We start from the raw sequence: 19,774 nt of genomic DNA on the forward strand, positions 1-19,774 counted from the left end.
CTTTGCGCAAGCAGGCCTGACGTCAGGTCTTCTCCAGCACCACCGGAATAACGTCGACGGCTTGCTCTCCGACCTGTCCGCCGGTGGTCTTGAGAACGCCGACGATCGGCGCGACATCCGAATAGTCACGGCCATAGCCGACGGTGATGTGATCGTTGGAGGCCCGCATGCCGTTGGTCGGGTCGAACTCCTGCCAGCCGGCATCGCGCCCGCACCACACCTTGACCCATGCATGCATGGCGTCGGCGCCCTCCAGCCTGGCCTTGCCCTTGGGCGGAATGGTGCGCAGGAAGCCGCTGACATAGCCGGCCGGTATGCCAAGCCCGCGCAGGCCGGCGATCATGATATGCGAGAAATCCTGGCACACCCCGCGCTTCAGCCGGAATGCGTCGCCAGCCAGGGTCCGCACGGTTGTCGCCTCGCCATCATAGGTGAAATCGCGGTGGATGCGATTGCAGAGGTTCATCGCCGTACCGGCGGCCGAGCCGCCGACGCTATCGCGCGCATAGGCGGTGATCGCCGCATCGATGCAGGCGTGACCGCTGGGGGCCAGGAAATGGTGCGGTGTATCCGGTGCCAGCGAGCGCACGGCGGCGAGCTCCCGGCGCAGCCGGCTAAGGTCGGGCGACACGTCGAGCCCGGGTTCCGGTCGCGACACCGCCACGCGCGCGCTCATCCTGATGTCGAGCGCGTCATGCGCGTCGCGGAAGGCGATCGAGGTGATGTTGTTGCCGAAGAAATCGGAAAAATCCGAGCGTTCGTTTGGCGCCGGCGCGAAGGATAGCGACGCTGCGACGACGCGCTGCACGCCGTCGATGGTCGGCGGCAACACGCGCACCTGGTGACGGCCGCCGCCGGCGACGGCGGCGTAGTCATAGTGAAGGTGAAGCCTGATGTCGTAGAGCATGCCGGAGCGCCGCCTTATCCGAAATAGGCCTTGGCTAGGCTGCTGTAGAGCCCGCCTATCTCGCCGGCGAGATCGTTCAGCGCCTTCACCGTCATGTCCGCTGGCTCCTTGATGGCGATGGCTGTGTTGAGCTGCAGGATTTCCTTGGCAGCAGGCGACATGTGCCCCTCGCCACCGATCGCCGGCAGCAGTCCGATCTCAGCCTTCAGCCGTTCGAGCTGGAACAGGATGGAACGCGGGTTGAGCGGATCGAGCGCAAGAAGGTCGATCACCGTGCGGCGGCCGGCTTGCACAGGGTACTGCCGCCGGTGCGTCATGACGCTGTCGCCGATCTCCAGCATCATGTCGAGCGAGCCGTCCGGCGCCTTGTCACTGGTCAGCCGGGCGAGCGTGCTGGCGATCTGTATGCCGCGCTCCAGCCGCCGGCCGATCTCAAGGAAGCGCCAGCCCGCAAAGCGGTACATGTTCTCGTGCAGCAGGCCGGAAAAACCGGCGAGCTTGCGCAGGATGACGGTCATGGCCCGTGTCGCATCATCCCCCGGCGCCACCGTCGTCGCGAACTGATGGATGGTCTTCGACAGGTCCTTGAGGGCCAGCCAGCCATCCGGCGAGAAACGGTCGCGGATCTGGCCGGCGCTGTAGACGGCGCTGTCCAGCGTGCCGATCAGCCCCGATGGGATCGCTGTTTCGACATCGATGCCGAACGGTTCGAGATGATCCCTGATGTCGGCCAGCAACGGCATATCCGGGTCGGAGGTTTCGGCGAGCCGCACATGATAGGCGCGCAGGATGCGCACCGTGTCTTCCGAGCGTTCGATGTAGCGGCCCAGCCAGGTCAGGTTTTCCGCTGCGCGGCTGGGCAGGCTGCCCGGCCTGGTGCGGCTGAAGCTGTCACCCTCTTGTGGCAGCAGCGTCTCGCGCTCCACCGGCCGGTCGCTGACCACCCATACGTCGGCCGCCTGGCCGCCGCGCTGCATGGCGATCGCGGTCGGATCGAGCGACAGGCCGACGCGGGCGAACCCGCCCGGCATCACCGTCCAGCCCTCGGGCGTGCGCGCCAGGTAGACACGCAGGCTTGCCGGCCGCGGCTCCAGCCAGCCGCCGACATAGACGGGCGTCGTCGAAAGCGTCACCGCTTCCTGGCCGACGAAAGCGTCGCCGTCGCGTTCGATGCGCGCCACCAGGTCCGCCCGCTCCCCGGCCGACAGCGCGGAGCCAAGCCTAGTCTGGTCGTCGTCCTCGAAGGCCAGCCTCGTCGACAGCGCCGGCCCGATCACCATGCGGTCGATATTGGCGAGCACATGCGCTCGGTCGGATGCCTGACCGCACCACCATGTCGCGACGGTGGGCAGCTTGAGTTCCTCGCCCCGCAATTCGCGCGCGATCTTGGGCAGGAAGGCAAGCAGCGCGCGCGTTTCCATCAGGCCCGAGCCGAGCGCATTGACGGTGGAGACGCTGCCTTGCCGGATCGCCTCGACCAGGCCCGGCGTACCGATTTGCGACTCCGAGCGCAGTTCCAACGGATCGGCGAACGCCGCGTCCAGCCGTCGCCACAGCACGCTGATCGGCATCAGCCCGGAAACGGTGCGCACCATCAGCCTGCCCCCGGAAACGGTCAGGTCCTCGCCTTCGAGCAGCATGATGCCGAGATAGCGGGCGATATAGGCGTGTTCGTAATAGGTTTCGTTGAGCGGTCCAGGCGTCAGAATGGCGACGCGGCCGTCGGCTTCCCTGGCCATGCCGATCAGCGCATCGCGAAAGCGCCGGAAGAAGCCGGCGAGGCGATGCACATGCATCTCGCCATAGATGTCCGACAGCGCGCGGGTCGTGGCGACGCGGTTCTCCAGAGCGAAACCGGCGCCGGATGGTGCCTGAGTACGGTCGCCCAACACCCACCAGCGGCCGTCCGGCCCGCGGCCGAGTTCGAAGGCGCAGAAATGCAGGAAATGGCCGTCGGCCGGCCTGGTGCCGACCACCGGCCGCAAATATTCGGGGCTTGCCGCGATCAGACCGGCCGGCAGGATGCCCTTTTCGACCAGCCGGTTCGGCCCGTATATATCGGCGATGATCTCCTCGAACAGCTCGGCGCGCTGCACCAGGCCGGCGCTGATCGCTGCCCACTCGGCGTCCTCGATGAGCACCGGGACATGCGCCAGCGGCCATTCGCGCTCGTTGGCGCCGGCCTTGTCGTAGACGCGATAATAGACGCCGGCGTCGCGCAGATACTGGTCGGCACGGGCAAAACGCTGGGCGAGTTCTTCGGCGCCGAGATCGTCGAGCGCCTCGATGAAATGCTTCCAGGCCGGACGGGGATTGCCCGAAGCGTCGACCATCTCGTCGACGACGCCGTCGATCGGCTGGTAGTGCTCCAGCAGGCAATGGATCTGCGCCTTGCCGCGTACCCGCTTGTGATTCCCCTTTGCCATGTCAGATCAGAATCTTGGTGGACGCCGAAGGTCAAGCGTCATGGGGAAATCTTCCGTGGGTTGTTCCTCGCGCAACACATAGGCCGACGGCGTGTGGCCGCGCGCTTCGAAGCGGGCGAGCCGGCGCGCTTCCGCCTCGTTGCCGTTGACCGGAAAAGTGTCGTAGCTGCGCCCGCCCGGATGCGCGACATGATAGACGCAGCCGCCAACCGCCCGACCCGACCAACGGTCGTAGATATCGAACACCAGCGGCGTATTGACCGGCAGTGCCGGATGCAGGCCCGAAGCGGGCTGCCACGCCTTGAAGCGCACGCCCGCCACCGCGACTTCCCTGTTGTCGGTAACCTTCATCGGCACGATGCGGCCGTTGCAGACGACGGCATGGCGCTCCGGATTGAGACCTTCGGTCTTGACCTGCAACCTTTCGACCGAGGAATCGACGAAGCGCACGGTGCCGCCGATGGCCCCCTGCTCGCCCATAACATGCCACGGCTCCAGGGCCTGCCGCAGTTCCAGCTTGACGCCCGCATATTGGACCTCGCCGCAGAAGGGAAAGCGGAACTCGAGCTGCGCGTCGAACCATTCGGGGCGGAACGTGAAACCGTTGAGCTTGAGGTCGTCGAGAACGTCGAGAAAATCTGCCCAGACATGATGCGGCAGCATGAAGCGGTCGTGCAGCGACGTGCCCCAGCGCACGAAACGGCCGTAGAGCGGGTTCTTCCAGGCGCGAGCGATGATCGCCCTGACCAGCAGTTGCTGCGCCAAGCTCATGCGCGCATTGGGCGGCATCTCGAAGCCGCGGAATTCCACCAGCCCCAGCCGTCCCGTCGGTCCGTCAGGCGAAAACAGCTTGTCGATGCAGATTTCCGAGCGGTGCGTATTCCCGGTGACGTCGGTCAAAAGGTTGCGGAACAGCCGGTCGACCAGCCATGGCAAAGGCGCGTTGCCGTGGTGCGGATGCGGCATCTGCGCCATGGCGATTTCCAGCTCGTAGAGCGAATCGTGGCGCGCCTCGTCGAAGCGCGGCGCCTGGCTGGTCGGGCCGATGAACAGGCCGGAGAAGAGATAAGACAGCGAGGGATGCCGCTGCCATTTCAGCACCAGGCTCTTCAAAAGATCGGGGCGGCGCAGAAACGGGCTGTCATTGGGCGTCGCGCCGCCGACCACAACATGGTTGCCGCCGCCGGTGCCGGTGTGGCGGCCGTCGATCATGAATTTATCCGCGCCAAGCCGCGTTTGCCGCGCCTCCTCGTAGATCGCCGTGGTCGTCGCCACGCAGTCCTGCCAGTTGGCAGCCGGGTGGATGTTGACCTCGATGACGCCAGGGTCCGGCGCGACGCGGATGACGTTGAGGCGCGGATCATGCGGCGGGCCGTAGCCCTCGATATGCACTGGCAACCTGATCGCCTTGGCCGCGTTCTCGGCTGCCGCCACCAACTCAAGATAATCCTCCAGCGCCTCGACCGGCGGCATGAACACGCAGAGCCGTCCCTCGCGCGGCTCGACCGAAAGCGCGGTACGCACCGCGCCGCCGATCTCGGTGATCTCCTGCTCGACCCGGTCCTGCTGGGCGGTCGCGGCCGTGAACGATGCCGCCTGCTGGCGGCGTGCCATTTCATCGGCGCCCTGAGGTTCGGCCGGAGCCGCCATGGGCAAGATCGCCTCCCGCACGGGCAGCGCACCGCGCGGCTGCGAAGGATCGACCGGAACGATATAGGGAAACTGCTCCGGCGGCACGTGAGGCAGCGTGCCGAGCGGCAGGCGGTAGCCGACCGGTGAATCGCCCGGCACCAGGAACAGCCGCCCGCGCCGCGTCGTCCATTTTTCCGAGCGCCAGCGCTGGCCCGACGCCTGGCTGTTCCAGCGCTGCACCGGCAGCACATAGCCCGACGGCTTGGTCAGCCCGCGTTCGAACACCGTCGCCATGCGGCTGCGCTCTTCGGGATCCTCCAGCTTCGAATTGGACGGATCGACATTCTCCGGCAGCTTGCCTTCCTTGAGCAGCCACTCGGCCGGATCCTCATAGGCTTCGCTGACCATGGACGTTTCGATGCCGAGCTCGCCGGCGATCGCGGTCAGCAGGCTCTCGGCCTGCTTCGGACCGATATCGGCTTCGCTTTTCTCCCGCGCGATCAGCGACGGGTCGCTCCACACCGGCTGGCCGTCGGTGCGCCAGTAGAGCGAAAAGGTCCAGCGCGGTAAGCTTTCGCCGGGGTACCATTTGCCTTGGCCATAATGGAGGAAGCCGCCAGGCGCGAAGCGCTCGCGCAGCCTCCGGATCAGCGCATCGGCCTTTTCGCGTTTTGTCGGGCCGACGGCGGCGGTGTTCCACTCGGCGGACTCGAAATCGTCGATCGACACGAAGGTCGGCTCGCCGCCCATGGTCAGCCGTACATCCCCGTCCGCCAGCGCCGCATCGACCTTGTTGCCGAGCGCATCAAGCGCATGCCAGCTTTCATCCGAGAACGGCTTGGTGATGCGCGGATGCTCCGCGATGCGGTCGACCCGCATGTCGAAGCCGAACTCGACATTGGCAAAGCTCGCCATGCCGGAAATGGGCGCTGCATTGCGAAAATGCGGGGTGGCGGCAAGCGGTACATGGCTCTCGCCGGTAAGCAGGCCCGAAGTCGGGTCGAAACCGATCCAGCCAGCGCCGGGAAGATAGACCTCGCACCAGGCGTGCAGGTCAGTGAAATCCACTGATGTACCGGCCGGCCCATCGAGCGCGACGAGGTCGGGCTTGAGCTGGATCAGATAGCCCGAGACAAAGCGCGCGGCGATGCCTAGATTGCGCAGGATCTGCACCAGCAGCCAGCTTGAATCGCGGCACGACCCTTTGGCGGCCGCCAGCGTTTCCTCCGGCGAGAACACGCCGGTCTCCATGCGCACGATATAGGCGATTTCGCGCTGCAGCCGGGCATTGAGGTCGACGAGAAAATTGACCGTGTTTTTCGGGCTGGTATCGATGGTTTTCAGGAACGCCGACAGCAGCGGGCCTGCCGGTTCCGGTGTGCGATAGATGGCGAGGTCGTTGCGTGTCTCTTCCGGATACTCGAACGGGAAATTTTCCGCCGTCTCCTCCACGAAGAAATCGAACGGGTTGTAGACCGTCATGTCGGCGACGAGGTCGACCTCGATCTTGAGTTCGCTCACCGGGTCGGGAAAGACGAAACGGGCGAGGAAATTGCCGTAGGGGTCCTGCTGGAGATTGACGAAGTGGTTCGCCGGCTCGACCTTCAACGAATGGCTGAGCACTTTGGTGCGCGAATGTGGCGCCGGCTGGAGCCTGATCACCTGGGGACCAAGAACCACCGGCCGGTCGTATTTGTAATGGGTCAGGTGATAGACGGCGGCCAGAATTGCCATGGAGCCCCGGAAGATCGGCGTTTAGCTGGCCGAACCCTGACACATCTGGCCGTCATTCTCCAAGCGGATGTTGCGCTGCACCTAACTTAAACGGCTACCGAACCTCAGAAAAACGCTTGGATCCCCGTCTGCGCCCGTCCCAGGATCAGCGCGTGCACGTCATGCGTGCCCTCATAGGTGTTGACCGTCTCCAGATTCTGCGCATGGCGCATCACGTGATAGCCGATCTGGATGCCGTTGCCGCCATGCATGTCGCGCGCCTGGCGGGCGATGTCGAGCGCCTTGCCGCAATTGTTGCGCTTGACGATCGAGATCATCTCCGGCGCCATCTTGCCTTCGTCGAGCAGCCGCCCGACGCGCAACGAGGCCTGCAGCCCGAGCGCGATCTCGGTCTGCATGTCGGCGAGCTTCTTCTGGTAGAGCTGCGTGCTGGCCAGCGGCTTGCCGAACTGCTTGCGGTCGAGGCCATACTGGCGCGCGCGATGCCAACAATCTTCGGCCGCGCCCATCGAGCCCCAGGAAATGCCGTAGCGAGCCCGGTTGAGGCAGCCGAACGGCCCCTTCAGCCCCGACACGTTGGGCAGCAGAGCATCCTCGCCGACCTCGACGCCTTCCATAACCACCTCGCCGGTGATCGACGCCCGCAGCGACAGCTTGCCGCCGATCTTCGGCGCCGAAAGCCCCTTCATGCCCTTTTCCAGGACGAAGCCACGGATCTCATCCTTGCCGTTCTCGCCCTTCAGCTTCGCCCAGACGACGAACACGTCGGCGACGGGCGCATTGGAGATCCACATCTTGGAGCCGGTAAGCTTGTAACCATTGGCGGTCTTCTCGGCGCGCGTCTTCATGCCGCCGGGGTCGGAGCCGGCATCCGGTTCGGTCAGGCCGAAACAGCCTATCCACTCGCCGCTGGCGAGCTTGGGTAGATACTTCCTGCGCTGTTCGTCCGAGCCATAGGCATAAATGGGATACATCACCAGCGACGACTGCACCGACATCATCGAACGATAGCCGGAATCGACGCGCTCCACTTCGCGGGCGACCAGGCCGTAGGTGACATAGTTGGCGCCGAGGCCGCCGAATTCTTCCGGAATGTTGATGCCGAGCAGGCCGGCCTCGCCCATCTCGCGAAAAATCGCCGTGTCGAAGGTTTCGTTGAGATAGGCCTCCTCGATGCGCGGCGCGAGCTTGTCGGCGGCGAAGGCCGCCGCCCCATCCCGCACCATGCGCTCGTCTTCCGAAAGCTGGTCCTCGATCAGGAACGGGTCTTCCCAGACGAATGCATTCTTGTCGGCAGCCATGGCGTCTCGATCCTTAAAAACGGGTGAAGTCCGGCTTATCGGCCCACGGCCTGAAAAAATCAAACGAAATTGCTTCACCGATCAATGAGCGTTAGGAATAGATCATGAGCGTCCAACGTCGTCTTTTGCCTAACATCAACGCGCTTGCCGCCTTCGAAGCGGTGGCCCGGCTTGGCAGTTTCACCGCTGCAGCCCAGGAGCTGGATTTAACCCAGGGCGCCGTCAGTCGGCAGATCAGGCTGATCGAGGACCAGTTTGGCCGCCGGCTGTTCGAGCGCGACAGCCGCAATGTCCGGCTGTCGGCGGCGGGCGAAACCTACGCCGAAGTGGTCCGTTCGGCACTTGGCCAATTGCGCGACGCAGCGCTTGGATTGATGAGTAATCGGCATAGCGGCATCCTGAACCTCGCAATCCTGCCGACCTTCGGCACGCGCTGGCTGATGCCGATGATCCCAGACTTCGTCGACAACAATCCCGACATCACCATCAACTTCGTCACCCGCGTCGGCCGCTTCGACTTCGCCAGAGAGCGGCTGGACGCCGCCATCCATTATGGCCTGCCGGACTGGCCCGAGGCAGACTCGACGCTGCTGGTGCGGGAGGTGGTGGCCCCGGTGGTGTCGCCCGAATTTCTCGCCGAGCGCTCCATCGCCACGCCGGCCGACATCGGCCGTCTGCCGCTGCTGCACATGGCGACGCGGTCTGGCGCCTGGACAGAATGGTTTGAGCATCAGGGCCTGAGCGCGCCGACCGGACCGGGTATGCAGTTCGAACAGTTCGGCACCGCCGCCCAGGCCTGCATGGCGGGTCTGGGCGTGGCTCTGCTGCCGCAAATCCTCATCTCAGGCGAGTTGCAGCGCGGCCAGCTGGTGCCCGCGCCCGGCCAGCCTATGCACAGCCGCAGCGCCTATTATCTAGTCGTCCCGCACGACAAGCGCGGCCATCCGCCGGTCGCGAGTTTTCGAGATTGGCTGACGAGCCAGGTTGAAAAGGACCCGGCTGTTCTGGCGTGGTAGCTACTTCCGCTTCAACGCATCCGCCAACGCCGCGCCGAACGCACCTTGCTGTGGCGGCCGCTCCGGCTGGCGCTGCGGCGCGGGCGAGCGTGGCGCCGGCCTGCCGCCGCCATTGTCTCGCGGGCCGCGCGATGCGCTGCCCTCGCCACCATCCCTGCGCATGGAAAGCGCGATTCGCTTGCGCTTGATGTCGACGTCGACGACCCGCACCTTGACCACGTCGCCGGCCTTGACCACCTCATGCGCGTCCTTGATGAAACGGTCGGCCAGTTGCGAAACGTGCACCAGCCCGTCCTGGTGGACGCCGATGTCGACGAAGGCGCCGAAGGCGGCGACATTGGTGACGGTGCCTTCCAGCAGCATGCCGGGCTTCAGATCCTTGATGTCGTCGATGCCATCGGCGAAGGTTGCCGTCTTGAAGCCGGGGCGCGGATCGCGGCCGGGCTTTTCCAGCTCAGCCAAAATGTCGCGCACCGTCGGCAGGCCGAACCGCTCGTCCACGAAAACGCGCGGATCGAGCGCCTTCAGCGCCGCACTGTCGCCCATCAGCGAACGCACATCGCGCCCGCAGGCGGCGACGATCTTTTTGGCCACGCCGTAGGCTTCCGGATGCACGGCCGAGGCGTCGAGCGGCTCGGAGCCGTTCGGGATGCGCAGGAAGCCGGCGCATTGCTCGAACGCACGCGGCCCGAGGCGGGAGACCTTGAGCAAATCCTTGCGGCTGGCGAACGGGCCGGTGGCATCGCGATGCGCGACGATGGCGTCTGCGAGCGACGCCCCGAGCCCTGAAACCCGCGCCAGAAGCGGCGCCGAAGCCGTGTTGAGATCGACGCCAACCGCGTTGACGGCGTCCTCGACCACCGCCTCCAGCGAGCGGCCAAGCCGGTACTGGTCGACATCGTGCTGATACTGGCCGACGCCGATCGATTTCGGCTCGATCTTGACCAGTTCGGCCAGCGGATCCTGCAAGCGGCGCGCGATCGACACCGCACCGCGCAATGATACGTCGAGACCGGGGAATTCCGCCGCCGCCGTCGCCGAAGCCGAATAGACCGAAGCGCCGGCCTCGCTGACGATCACCTTGAGCGGCTTCGGCCCGCCGTCGGAAGGCATGTCGGACAGCATGTCGGCCACCAGCTTCTCGGTTTCGCGGCTGCCGGTGCCATTGCCGATCGAGATCAGCTCGACCTTGTGCAGGCGAACGAGCTTGGCGAGCTCCGCCTGCGTGCCACGCACATCGTTCCTGGGCGGGAACGGATAGACCGTTGTCGTCGCCACCAGCTTGCCGGTGCCGTCGACCACCGCGACCTTGACGCCGGTGCGGATGCCAGGGTCGAGCCCCATCGTCGGCCGCGATCCGGCGGGGGCGGCGAGCAGCAGATCCTTCAAATTGCGGGCGAAGACGTGGATCGCCTCTTCCTCGGCCCGTTCGCGCAGGTCGCGCATCAGATCGAGCGTCAGGTGCAGGGATAGTTTTATGCGCCAGGTCCAGCCTGCGACCTCCATCAGCCAGCGATCGCCCGGCAGGCTGCCGCCGATGGCGTAGGCATTGGCGATCATCCGCTCTACCGGCTTCACCGGCGAAGAGTCGTCGGCATCGACCTCGATGTCGAGCGACAGCACCTCCTCGTTGCGGCCGCGCAGCATCGCCAGCGCGCGGTGGCTCGGCACGGTGGCCCAGCGCTCGACATGGTCGAAATAATCGGAGAATTTCGCACCCGCCTCCTGCTTGCCGTCGACCACCCTGGCGCGCATGAAGGCGCGTTCCTTCATGTAGCTTCGCAGCTTGCCGACCAGGTCGGCATTCTCGGCGAACTGCTCCGACACTATGTCGCGCGCACCCTCAAGTGCCGCCTTGGCGTCGGCCACGTCCTCGGTCAGATAGGCCAGTGCGAGTTCCGCCGGCACCAGCGAGCGGTCGGCCAGGATGGCTTCCGCCAGCGGCCCCAGCCCACGCTCCCGGGCGATCTCCGCCCTGGTGCGGCGCTTGGGCTTGTAGGGCAGGTAGATGTCTTCGAGCTCGGCCTTGGTGACGGCGGAGGCGAGCTTGGATTCAAGCTCGTCGGTCAGCTTGCCTTGCTCCCGGATCGAGCCAAGGATGGTGTCACGCCGCGCGTCGAGCTCGCGCAGATAGGCAAGACGCTCCGACAGCAGGCGCAGTTGCGTGTCGTCGAGCCCGCCCGTCACCTCTTTGCGGTAGCGCGCCACGAACGGCACGGTCGCGCCTTCGTCGAGCAGCCCGATGGCAGCGGCAGCCTGTTCGGGCCGCGCTGTAATCTCGGTCGCGATAATGGCTGCGATGCGCTTGATGTCGGATGCCATGCCGTTCCTGCTCTTCTCGAAAAGAGCGGCGACCATAGGCGCAGATATCCTGCCCGCCAACCTTCGCGGTTTCGCCGGCGACAGAGGTCCACAGGAAAGCGCGCCCTAATGTTGCGGCCGCTCAGACCATCCGGCTCAGCGCTTCGAAGAATGCGACGATCTCGAGATCGAGCGGATCGTCGACCGGCTCGGGCTGCGACGACATCTTGGCGATCACCACTTCCGTCCGGGGGTCGACATAGAGCCACTGGCCATGGATCCCGATGCCGCAATAGGCCCCGTTCTCATGTCCTGTCTGGTACCATTTGTTGCGGTAGCGGCCCTTGGGAAACAGCGGCAGCATGGCGCCACGCTGCCAGGCTTCAGAACTGCCGCCGGTTACCGTGGTGTCGCGCACCCAGGCCTCGGGCACGATGCGGCGGCCATTCGCAGTGCCTCCTTGCCGCATCATCTCGCCGACGCGCGCCAGATCGCGCGGCGTCACCGAGATGCCGCCGGCAGTGCGCGCCGTGCCCTCCATGTCGACCGCCACCGAAGCTTCGCTGGCGGCGCCCAGCGGCAGCCACAGTTTCTCGCACATCAGGTCGGCGAAGCGCTGGCCGGACGCCCGTTCGAGCAGCAGGCCAAGCAGGTCGGAATTGGGCGACCGGTAGCGGAAGGTCTGGCCATGCGGCTCGGCGAGACGCTGCAGCGTCAGGAGGAATTCACGCAGGCTTTCCGTGCCGCCGCCGGGGTTCCACAAGGTGGCGCGCCGGTAGCGGGCAAAGGCGCTTTCGGGATCGAGATAGGCTTCTTCGAAATCGAGGCTGACACTCATATCGAGCACATGCCGCACGGTAGCCTCGCCATAGGCCGAACCGCCGGCTTCCGGCATGTAGGCCGTCACCGGCGCTTCCGGATCGAACACGCCCTCGCCTTCCAATATGCCGGCCATGATCGCGGTCACCGACTTGCTGATCGAAAAGATGATGTGGCGGGCGCCGAAATCCATATGCGGCGCAAACCAGTCGCCGACGATCCTGCCGCCTCTCATGACGGTCAGCGCATCCGTGTGCGAGCGGCTGAGAAAAGCCGCGACGGTTTCCGGCGTGCTCGCCACCGCGATCTTTTCGTCGAGCAATCCGCCGAAATCCTCGGCCGGCGCCTCGTTGACCGGCAGGGCGGCGACACGCGCGCTCGGCACCAGCTCGCCGACGTTCTGGAATGACCATCGGTTGAACGGATTTTCCCGCCAGTTGGCGAGCAGCACCTGGTTGCGGCGGAAGCCGTAACGGGTCTCGAACGCGGTCTTGCCGGTCATGGCATTTCCTTCCAGGTCGTGTCTTGTGGGGGTTCAGCTCAGCGCGGCGGCGATGGCATGCACGGCCTTCAGCGTCGCCATGGAATAGGCGACGTTGCTGAAATCCGGCCAGCTCGAAAGCTTGACCACGACCATCCGCGTATTCCAGTCGATGTGGATCATCTGCCCGAACACGCCCCGGCACATCAGCGCCCGCGAATGCGGATTCTCGATCCAGAACTGGTTGCGATAGCTGCCCTCTGGCAGGCTCGGACTAAAGCCCGGCCCGTGGCTGCCGCTGCGCGTCGCCTCGATCCAATCGGCAGGCACGATGCCACCGCCATTGTCGAGGATCAGCTGGCCGAAGCGGGCATAATCGCGCAGCGTCGCGTTGAAGCCGCCATCGGCCAGTGCGTAGCCCGCGCTGTCGACGGTGAAGCAGGCGCTTTCATCGGCGCCGAGCTTTTGCCAGAGTTCTTCCGAAACCAGCTGTGCCAGTCGCTTGCCGGTGACGCGCTCCAGGATGAAGGCGAGCACATCGGTTTCGACCGAGCGGTACTCGAATGCCGCCCCATGTGGCCGAACAATGTCCTTCAAGCCCAGGATCAGCTCGAACATGTGCGCGGGCCAGCGAAAGTCCGGGTCGCTGCCCGGCGGCACCGGCTTCCAGCCGGTGGCGACATCGACCTGGCCGATATCGGAATAGCGATCGGTATATTCCTCGGAAAAGCGCACTCCGCTCGTCATGTCGAGCACGTGCTGGACGCTGGCGCCGGCCCACCCGGTTGCCTTCAGCTCCGGCAGGTAGTCGGTAAGCGGTTTTGTCGGATCGACCAGCCCGCGCCCGGCCAGTATGCCGAACACCGAGCCGGTGACCGATTTGGCCATGGACTGCGACAGATGCAGCGTGCGCTCGTCCATGCCGTTGAAGTAACGCTCATAGGCTATCTTGCGGTCCTTGAGCACCAGGAAGCCATCCGTATAGGTCTCGTCCAGCAGGCCCGCGAGCGTCGTCTTCCGTCCCGTGCTGTCCTCGACCGGCAGCCCGTCGAGATCGACCTCGGCGCGTTCGAGGCGGTGACGGTGGCCGTTGCCGCGCCAGACTTCGACGGTCGGCAGAATTTCCCTGATGTGCTGGAAAGCCCAGCGGTTCCAGGGCGGCCTGTCCCAGTCGAGCCTTGGTGGCACCATGGCGGGCGGCGAGCCCTGCATGATCGGCGGCCGCGGATCGCTGTTGCGATAGGAGTCCATGAAAGCTATTCCCGGAAACGGAAAAGACCCGGCGGCATGTGCCGCCGGGTCCGTCATGCGGCGATTACTTCTGCAGTTCGGTCCAGATCTTGGTGTAGAGTTCCTGCGTCTCTGGCGCGCACATCTGCTGCAGTTCGCCAAGCGGCTTGGCGTCGGCTGGAATGACGACTTCCGGCGCGTCCTTCATGTCGGCCGGCATGTACTTGTCCGAACCGGCGATGGCATTGGCGTAACGATGGAAGGCCGAGAGGCCGGCCGCGTTTTCCGGATCCATGATGAAGTTCTGGAACAGCTTGGCGTTCTCGACATTCTTGGCCTCTTTCAGGACGACGACGTTGTCGCTCCACAGGCCATAGCCTTCCTTCGGGTAGTTGAAGTGGATGGCCGGGTTGGCGAGGCGCTGACGCAAAGCCGAGCCATTCCAGTCGCTGGTTGCCTTGAAGTCGCCGGCGCCCATCTTCTCAATAGTGTTGTATTCCATGGCGATCCAGTTCGGCTTGGCCGCCACCAGCAGGTCACGTACTTTCTTCAGCACCGTCTTGTCGTTGGTGCATTGCTGGCCGCCGACATACTTGATCGCGGCGAACATCACGTCGCCCATCTCCGGTACGACGTTGACCTTACCCTTCAACTCGTCGGGCGTGTTGAAGATGATGCCCCACGTGTTGGCCGGGCCCTTGTAGGCGTCGGTATTGACGACGACGCCGATCGTGCCCCAGGCCCACGGAACCGTGTATTTGCGGCCCGGATCGAACTCAGGATTGGCCCATTCCGGCGCCACGTTTTTGAAGTTCTCCATCTTGCCCGGATCGGTTTCCTGAACGAGGCCTTCCTTGATCCAGATCGGTACATAGGTCTGCGAAGGCACGGCAATGTCGAAACCGGTGCCGCCCTGGCGCACCTTGGCAAGCGCGGTATCGTTGGAATCGTAGTCGGTGATGGTCACCTTGACGTTGTATTTGGCTTCGAACTTCTTGATCACGTCGGGGCTGGTGTAATTGCCCCAATTGTAGATGTTGAGCACGCCGTCGGCGCGGGCAAGGCCCGTCGAAGCGAGCAACGCCAACCCCATGGCGGACGCCGTTGTCTTCCAGTTCATCGTTTTAACTCCCATTATCGGTTTCAGTCTCGTTTCCTGCTGACAAAGAAAAACAACGTGACGATCGCGACCGAAAGCAGCAGGAAGGCGGTCGATATCGCGTTGATCTCGGGTGTGATGCCGCGGCGGATCTGGCCGAGCATGTAGGTGGGCAGCGTGTCCTGGCCGCCCGACTTGACGAATTCGGTGATGACGACGTCATCGAGCGAGATGACGAAAGCCAGCATCAGGCCGGCGAGGATGCCGGGCCACAAAAGCGGCAGCGTGATGCGGCGGAAGGTCTTCCACGGCGTCGCATAGAGGTCGGCGGCGGCGCGTTCCAGCGTCAGGTCCATATTCTCCAGCCGCGCCCGGATCGGCAGGTAGGCAAACGGGATGCAGAACGCCGTATGCGCGGCGATCAGGTAGCCAAGGCCGGAATAGCCGGTGAAGATCTTGATGCGCGAGAAGAAGATCAGCAGCGCCACGCCGGTGACGATTTCGGGCACCATCAGCGGCTGGTTGATGGCCGCGTATTTGAAGGTCAGCCCGGGATAGGGCGGTGTGCGCGTGGTGGCGAGCGCGGCCATGGTGGCGAAGATGGTGGCAAGGGCCGCCGCTATGGCGCCGATCTGGAAGGAACGCATCGTCGCATCGATGACCTGCGTGTTCTGCCAGGCCGACTGGAACCATTTGAGCGAAAACCCGCCCCATTCCGAGGTCGAGCTCGCCGCGTTGAAGGCGTAGATGACCAGCACGATGATCGGCAAATAGAGCACGACGAAACAGGTTGCCGCGATGGCGGTGAAGCCAGGCTGGTGCTTGATGGAGAAATTGCTAGCCATGACGCACCCCCGACTTGCCGGCGTTGCGCACATAGGCCAGCAGCGCCACCATGACGATGATCATGACCGTGATCGACAGCGCCGAGCCAAGCGGCCAGTTGCGGCCCTGTCCGAACTGCAATTCGATCAGGTTGGACAGCATCATGTTCTTGCCGCCGCCAAGCACGCTCGGCGTCACATAGGCGCCAAGGGCCGGAATGAAGACCAGGATGGAGCCGGCGATGACCCCGGGTTTGACCAGCGGGAAAATGATCTTGCGCAGCACCTTGAAGCGCGTCGCGTAGAGATCGTAGCCAGCCTCGACCAGCCGGAAATCGAGTTTTTCCATGCTTGCATAGATCGGCAGCACCATCAGCGGCAGGTAGACATAGGCCATGCCGATCAGGATCGCCGTGTCGGTGTAGAGGATCTGCACCGGCGCCGAGACGATGCCGAGCTTCAGAAGGATGGTATTGACGATGCCTTCGTTGCGGATGATCTGCAGCACCGCGAAGGTACGGATAAGGAGGTTGGTCCAGAACGGAATGGTGATCAGGAATAGCCAGAGATCCCTGGTCTTTTCACTGCGCGTCGCCATGAAATAGGCGGTCGGGAAGCCGAGCGCCAAAGTCGCCAGCGTCGTCACCACCGCGAGCTTGATCGAGCGCAGGAAGATGGTGACGTGGGCGGCCGCGAGCGACAGCGTGTCGTCGAAAATGTCGCGTTCCATGAACACCGACACCCAGGCTTCCGGCGAAAATTGCCACTTCACGTCGCCATAGGCGCCGGGCGTCAGGAACGAATAGACGAGCACGATTAGCAACGGGCCGGTCGCGGCGAGCAGAATGACCAGCAGCGCCGGCGCTGACAGCAACCAGCGGTCGCGGACGTCGCGCCGCTCCGCTGCCTTGGCGACTTCTTCGGCGGTGGCCATCAGTCCCTCAGCACTTGCGCGGCGTCGTTGCCGATCAGGATGCCGACCTTGTCGCCGCGCTCGAAACCGCAGCCGGCGCTGCGCGTGTTCTGCTGGCGCACGGTGAAGGCTTCGCCGCTGTCGAGCTGGACATGGATATGCGTGTCGGTGCCGAAATAGACGATGTTGTCGACCGTGCCCGCCAGGTCGCCCTTGCTCTTGGTCAGCTTGGCATGCTCCGGCCTCACCACCACGGTGGCGTTGTCCTTCGGCTGGAAACCTTCGGCGACGGTCGCCTCGATGGTGGTGCCGGATTTGAGCGTCGCGCGCGCCTTGCCGTTGCCGGTGCCCGATATGGCCGCGGTGAGAAAGTTGGTCTCGCCGATGAAGTCGGCGACGAAGCGTTCGGCAGGCTTGTCGTAGATATCCCAGGGCGAGCCGACCTGCAGGATCTTGCCCGACGACATCACGGCGATGCGGTCCGACATCGTCAGCGCTTCTTCCTGGTCATGGGTGACGAAGATGAAGGTTATGCCGGTCTCGTGCTGCAGCCGCTTCAACTCGATTTGCATCTCCTTGCGCAGCTTGTAGTCGAGGGCGGAGAGCGGTTCGTCGAGCAGCAGCACCTTCGGTTGCGGCGCGAGCGCCCGGGCCAGCGCCACGCGCTGCTGCTGGCCGCCGGAAATCTGGCCGGTGCGCCGGCCCGCCAGCGCCTCCATCTTGACCAGCTTCAGCATCTCGGCAACGCGCGCCTTGATCTGCGCCTTGGGCTTGCCCAGCATCTCCAGGCCGAAGCCGATATTGTCTGCCACCGTCATGTGCGGGAACAGCGCATAGGACTGGAAGACGGTGTTGACCGGCCGCTTGAAGGGCGGCAATGGCGCGATGTCCTGGCCGTAAAGCAGGATTTCGCCGGCGGTTGGAAAGTCGAAGCCGGCGATCAGCCGCAGCAAGGTGGTCTTGCCGCAGCCGGATGGTCCCAGCAGTGTGAAGAATTCGTTCTCGCGGATGGATACCGAGACTGTGTCGAGGGCAGCGACCTGCCCCTCACCCGATCCGAAAATTTTGCTGACGTTTACTACTTCAATCGCATTCCGATCCGGTTTGTCCGGCACGATTACGCCTCACTGTTGACCCCGCTCTTGCTGGCGGAGCTTTTCCCCTATTGGATGTGACCACACGGCCGGTGGGTTGGCAAGTCCGGCATTGAATCACAGTTCAGTCGGTCATTTCAGTCCGCCATTTCAGCAGGCAGGCCGCATGCCATGTCAGGCCTGGTAGGTGACTTTGCCGCCGCAGATCGTCGTTACCGGGCGCACCTTGTGCAGGTCGGCCGGTGCCGTTTTTTCGATGTCGGCCGACAAAACCACCAGATCGGCCATATAGCCTGGCTTCAGCGTGCCCTTGCGGTGCTCGGCGAATTCGGCATAGGCGCCCTCGACCGTGTAGGCGGCAAGCGATTCACGCAGCGAGAAGCTCTGGTCCGGATCGCTTGATGCCCATGGTTTGCGCATTACTGCCGCCTGGATGCCCAGGATCGGATCGATCGGCGACACCGGCCAGTCCGACGCGAACACGACATGCGCGCCGGCATTCTTCAGGGTGCGCCAGGCATAGCTCAGCGGCCAGCGCGCCGGCCCGATGCGCGAGACGGTCGGCTCCAGCGGAAAATCCATGGCGCCGGGCGGATGCGGCGGCTGCATGGAGGCGATGACGCCGAGTTCGGCGAAACGCGGCACATCAGATGCAGCGATGACCTCTATATGTTCGACACGATGCCGGCTGTCGCGCTTGCCATTGGCCTTTTGCGCCGCCTCGTAGCCGTCGAGCACGGCGCGCACCGCGCCGTCGCCGATCGAATGCACGGCGATCTGCAGGCCGCGCCTGTCGACGGCGACGGCGAGATCGATGAATTGCTGGGGCGTGAACAGTGGTTCACCCACCCAGTCGGGACGGTCGGCATAGGGCTCGATCATGACGGCCGTCCAGGAATCGAGCACGCCGTCGTAGAACACCTTGACCATGCCTGACGACAGCCACTCGCCATTGTAGCGCTCGGCCATCGCCGAGGCCTTGTCGAGTATGTCGAGCGTCATGAAATTCTTGTAGTGGAAGGGTATCTGCACCCGGCAGGACAGACCCTCCTCGGCCTCGATCTCGGCCAGCAATTCGAGCTGGTAGAGATTGCCGTCCATGTTCTGGATCGAGGTGATGCCGTGGCGCGCGCACCAGGCGAGCCCGCGCCGCATGATGTCGCGGTCGGCGGCGCGCTCTTCCGCCGATGGCATCGGGTCCGGTTCGCCGCCTGTCGCCAGCCCGAGCCGCACCCGGCTCTCACCGGCAAGATCGAGAACCGGGCCGAAAGCCTCGCCCTCGCGCAGTTCGCCATTGGCCAGGCCGTCGTCGCCCATGACGATCTCATTGCCGGGGCCAAGCGCGCGCCCATTCAGGATGCCGGCCATGTCCAGCGCCCTGCTGTTGGCCCACATCGTATGGTGATCGGGCGCGGCCATGACGAAGGGCCGGTCCGGCAGGATCGCATCGAGATGATGGCGCGTCACTCGCTCGTCATCGAGCACGGTGTAGTCGACGCCCTGTCCGACCAGCATCTTGGCATCGGGGTGCGTCGACGCGTAGTCGCGGATCGCCTTTTGCAGCGCCTCGAAACCGTGGACGCCCGACAGCTGCAGATGCGCAAGCTCGGCCGCGCCTGAAAACAGATGCATGTGGGCTTCGATGAAACCCGGGATCACCGAACCGCCCCTGGCGTCGATGACCCTGGTGGCCGGGCCCTTGAACTCTTCGATGGAGGCTTGGCTGCCGAGAGCGACGATGGCGCCATCCTTGACGGCAACGGCTTCGGCGGTCGGATTGTCATCGTCCATGGTCAACACACGACCATTGATGACGATCAGATCCGCCTTGTGACCCGCACCCATGACAGACATCGCGACTCCGCGCTTTTGACTGAGACCGACAACCACTGCCCACGAGCTGCCGCTCCGCGGGAGGGGCGATGGGAAAAGATGATGCCGGCGCGCTGTCTTCGAAATTCCCCTTGTTATCCCCAAGGCAGCGTGGATAAAAGAAT

General features: G+C 64.4%; 13 protein-coding genes. 1 reads left to right on the forward strand and 12 read right to left on the reverse strand.

Translation table 11 applies throughout. The features are described from left to right. Positions 1-22 precede the first annotated feature (22 nt). The 4 genes from FJ953_RS10870 to FJ953_RS10885 form a co-directional block, all read right to left on the reverse strand. Positions 23-907, reverse strand: a complete 885-nt coding sequence (locus FJ953_RS10870; RefSeq protein WP_140624262.1) for a transglutaminase family protein — start codon at positions 905-907, stop codon at positions 23-25. A gap of 14 nt (positions 908-921) precedes the next feature. Then, a complete protein-coding gene (locus FJ953_RS10875; protein WP_140624264.1) occupies positions 922-3,333 on the reverse strand; it encodes a circularly permuted type 2 ATP-grasp protein in 2,412 nt (803 codons plus the stop codon). A 6-nt stretch (positions 3,334-3,339) separates the two neighbouring features. Next, entirely contained in the window at positions 3,340-6,699 is a 3,360-nt protein-coding gene (locus FJ953_RS10880) for a transglutaminase family protein (protein ID WP_140624266.1), read from the reverse strand. A 104-nt stretch (positions 6,700-6,803) separates the two neighbouring features. Continuing rightward, positions 6,804-8,000 (reverse strand): acyl-CoA dehydrogenase, encoded by a 1,197-nt coding sequence (locus tag FJ953_RS10885; protein ID WP_140496189.1) that lies wholly within the window; start codon positions 7,998-8,000, stop codon positions 6,804-6,806. Between the two features lie 104 nt (positions 8,001-8,104). On the opposite strand from FJ953_RS10885, the gene FJ953_RS10890 reads away from it, so the two are divergent. Next, positions 8,105-9,016: a LysR family transcriptional regulator gene (locus FJ953_RS10890; RefSeq protein WP_140624268.1), complete on the forward strand. Its 912-nt coding sequence runs from the start codon at positions 8,105-8,107 to the stop codon at positions 9,014-9,016. Here the strand turns inward: FJ953_RS10890 and FJ953_RS10895 are convergent, their stop codons facing one another. From FJ953_RS10895 to FJ953_RS10930, 8 genes are all read right to left on the reverse strand, one after another. Next, complete coding sequence (locus tag FJ953_RS10895) at positions 9,017-11,338, reverse strand: Tex family protein (protein WP_140496456.1); 2,322 nt, start codon at positions 11,336-11,338, stop codon at positions 9,017-9,019. Between the two features lie 121 nt (positions 11,339-11,459). Then, positions 11,460-12,638 (reverse strand): serine hydrolase, encoded by a 1,179-nt coding sequence (locus FJ953_RS10900; RefSeq protein ID WP_140624270.1) that lies wholly within the window; start codon positions 12,636-12,638, stop codon positions 11,460-11,462. 33 nt (positions 12,639-12,671) lie between these two features. Further along, the gene (locus FJ953_RS10905; protein ID WP_140624272.1) at positions 12,672-13,868 is read right to left on the reverse strand and encodes a serine hydrolase; all 1,197 of its coding nucleotides are present in this window, start codon (positions 13,866-13,868) and stop codon (positions 12,672-12,674) included. Between the two features lie 64 nt (positions 13,869-13,932). Beyond that, on the reverse strand, positions 13,933-14,967 hold the full coding sequence (locus FJ953_RS10910) for an extracellular solute-binding protein (protein ID WP_140496193.1): 1,035 nt from the start codon (positions 14,965-14,967) through the stop codon (positions 13,933-13,935). Between the two features lie 23 nt (positions 14,968-14,990). After that, positions 14,991-15,791, reverse strand: coding sequence for an ABC transporter permease (locus FJ953_RS10915; RefSeq protein WP_140496194.1), 801 nt, complete (start codon positions 15,789-15,791; stop codon positions 14,991-14,993). Beyond that, entirely contained in the window at positions 15,784-16,704 is a 921-nt protein-coding gene (locus FJ953_RS10920) for an ABC transporter permease (RefSeq protein WP_140496195.1), read from the reverse strand. The genes FJ953_RS10915 and FJ953_RS10920 overlap by 8 nt, the downstream gene beginning before the upstream one ends. Further along, on the reverse strand, positions 16,704-17,798 hold the full coding sequence (locus FJ953_RS10925; protein WP_140522308.1) for an ABC transporter ATP-binding protein: 1,095 nt from the start codon (positions 17,796-17,798) through the stop codon (positions 16,704-16,706). Before FJ953_RS10925 ends, FJ953_RS10920 begins: the two co-directional genes overlap by 1 nt. Before the next feature lie 153 nt (positions 17,799-17,951). After that, the gene (locus FJ953_RS10930) at positions 17,952-19,631 is read right to left on the reverse strand and encodes an amidohydrolase (protein WP_140522310.1); all 1,680 of its coding nucleotides are present in this window, start codon (positions 19,629-19,631) and stop codon (positions 17,952-17,954) included. Between the last annotated feature and the right edge of the window lie 143 nt (positions 19,632-19,774).

It is taken from the genome of Mesorhizobium sp. B2-3-6, assembly GCF_006442305.1.
Lineage (GTDB): Bacteria > Pseudomonadota > Alphaproteobacteria > Rhizobiales > Rhizobiaceae > Mesorhizobium.

Bases quoted from the DNA above. Each gene is read 5' to 3' on its own strand.
- FJ953_RS10870 (WP_140624262.1), bottom strand. From the start codon at position 907: ATGCTCTACGACATCAGGCTTCACCTTCACTATGACTACGCCGCCGTC.
- FJ953_RS10875 (WP_140624264.1), bottom strand. From the start codon at position 3,333: ATGGCAAAGGGGAATCACAAGCGGGTACGCGGCAAGGCGCAGATCCAT.
- FJ953_RS10880 (WP_140624266.1), bottom strand. From the start codon at position 6,699: ATGGCAATTCTGGCCGCCGTCTATCACCTGACCCATTACAAATACGAC.
- FJ953_RS10885 (WP_140496189.1), bottom strand. From the start codon at position 8,000: ATGGCTGCCGACAAGAATGCATTCGTCTGGGAAGACCCGTTCCTGATC.
- FJ953_RS10890 (WP_140624268.1), top strand. From the start codon at position 8,105: ATGAGCGTCCAACGTCGTCTTTTGCCTAACATCAACGCGCTTGCCGCC.
- FJ953_RS10895 (WP_140496456.1), bottom strand. From the start codon at position 11,338: ATGGCATCCGACATCAAGCGCATCGCAGCCATTATCGCGACCGAGATT.
- FJ953_RS10900 (WP_140624270.1), bottom strand. From the start codon at position 12,638: ATGACCGGCAAGACCGCGTTCGAGACCCGTTACGGCTTCCGCCGCAAC.
- FJ953_RS10905 (WP_140624272.1), bottom strand. From the start codon at position 13,868: ATGGACTCCTATCGCAACAGCGATCCGCGGCCGCCGATCATGCAGGGC.
- FJ953_RS10910 (WP_140496193.1), bottom strand. From the start codon at position 14,967: ATGAACTGGAAGACAACGGCGTCCGCCATGGGGTTGGCGTTGCTCGCT.
- FJ953_RS10915 (WP_140496194.1), bottom strand. From the start codon at position 15,791: ATGGCTAGCAATTTCTCCATCAAGCACCAGCCTGGCTTCACCGCCATC.
- FJ953_RS10920 (WP_140496195.1), bottom strand. From the start codon at position 16,704: ATGGCCACCGCCGAAGAAGTCGCCAAGGCAGCGGAGCGGCGCGACGTC.
- FJ953_RS10930 (WP_140522310.1), bottom strand. From the start codon at position 19,631: ATGTCTGTCATGGGTGCGGGTCACAAGGCGGATCTGATCGTCATCAAT.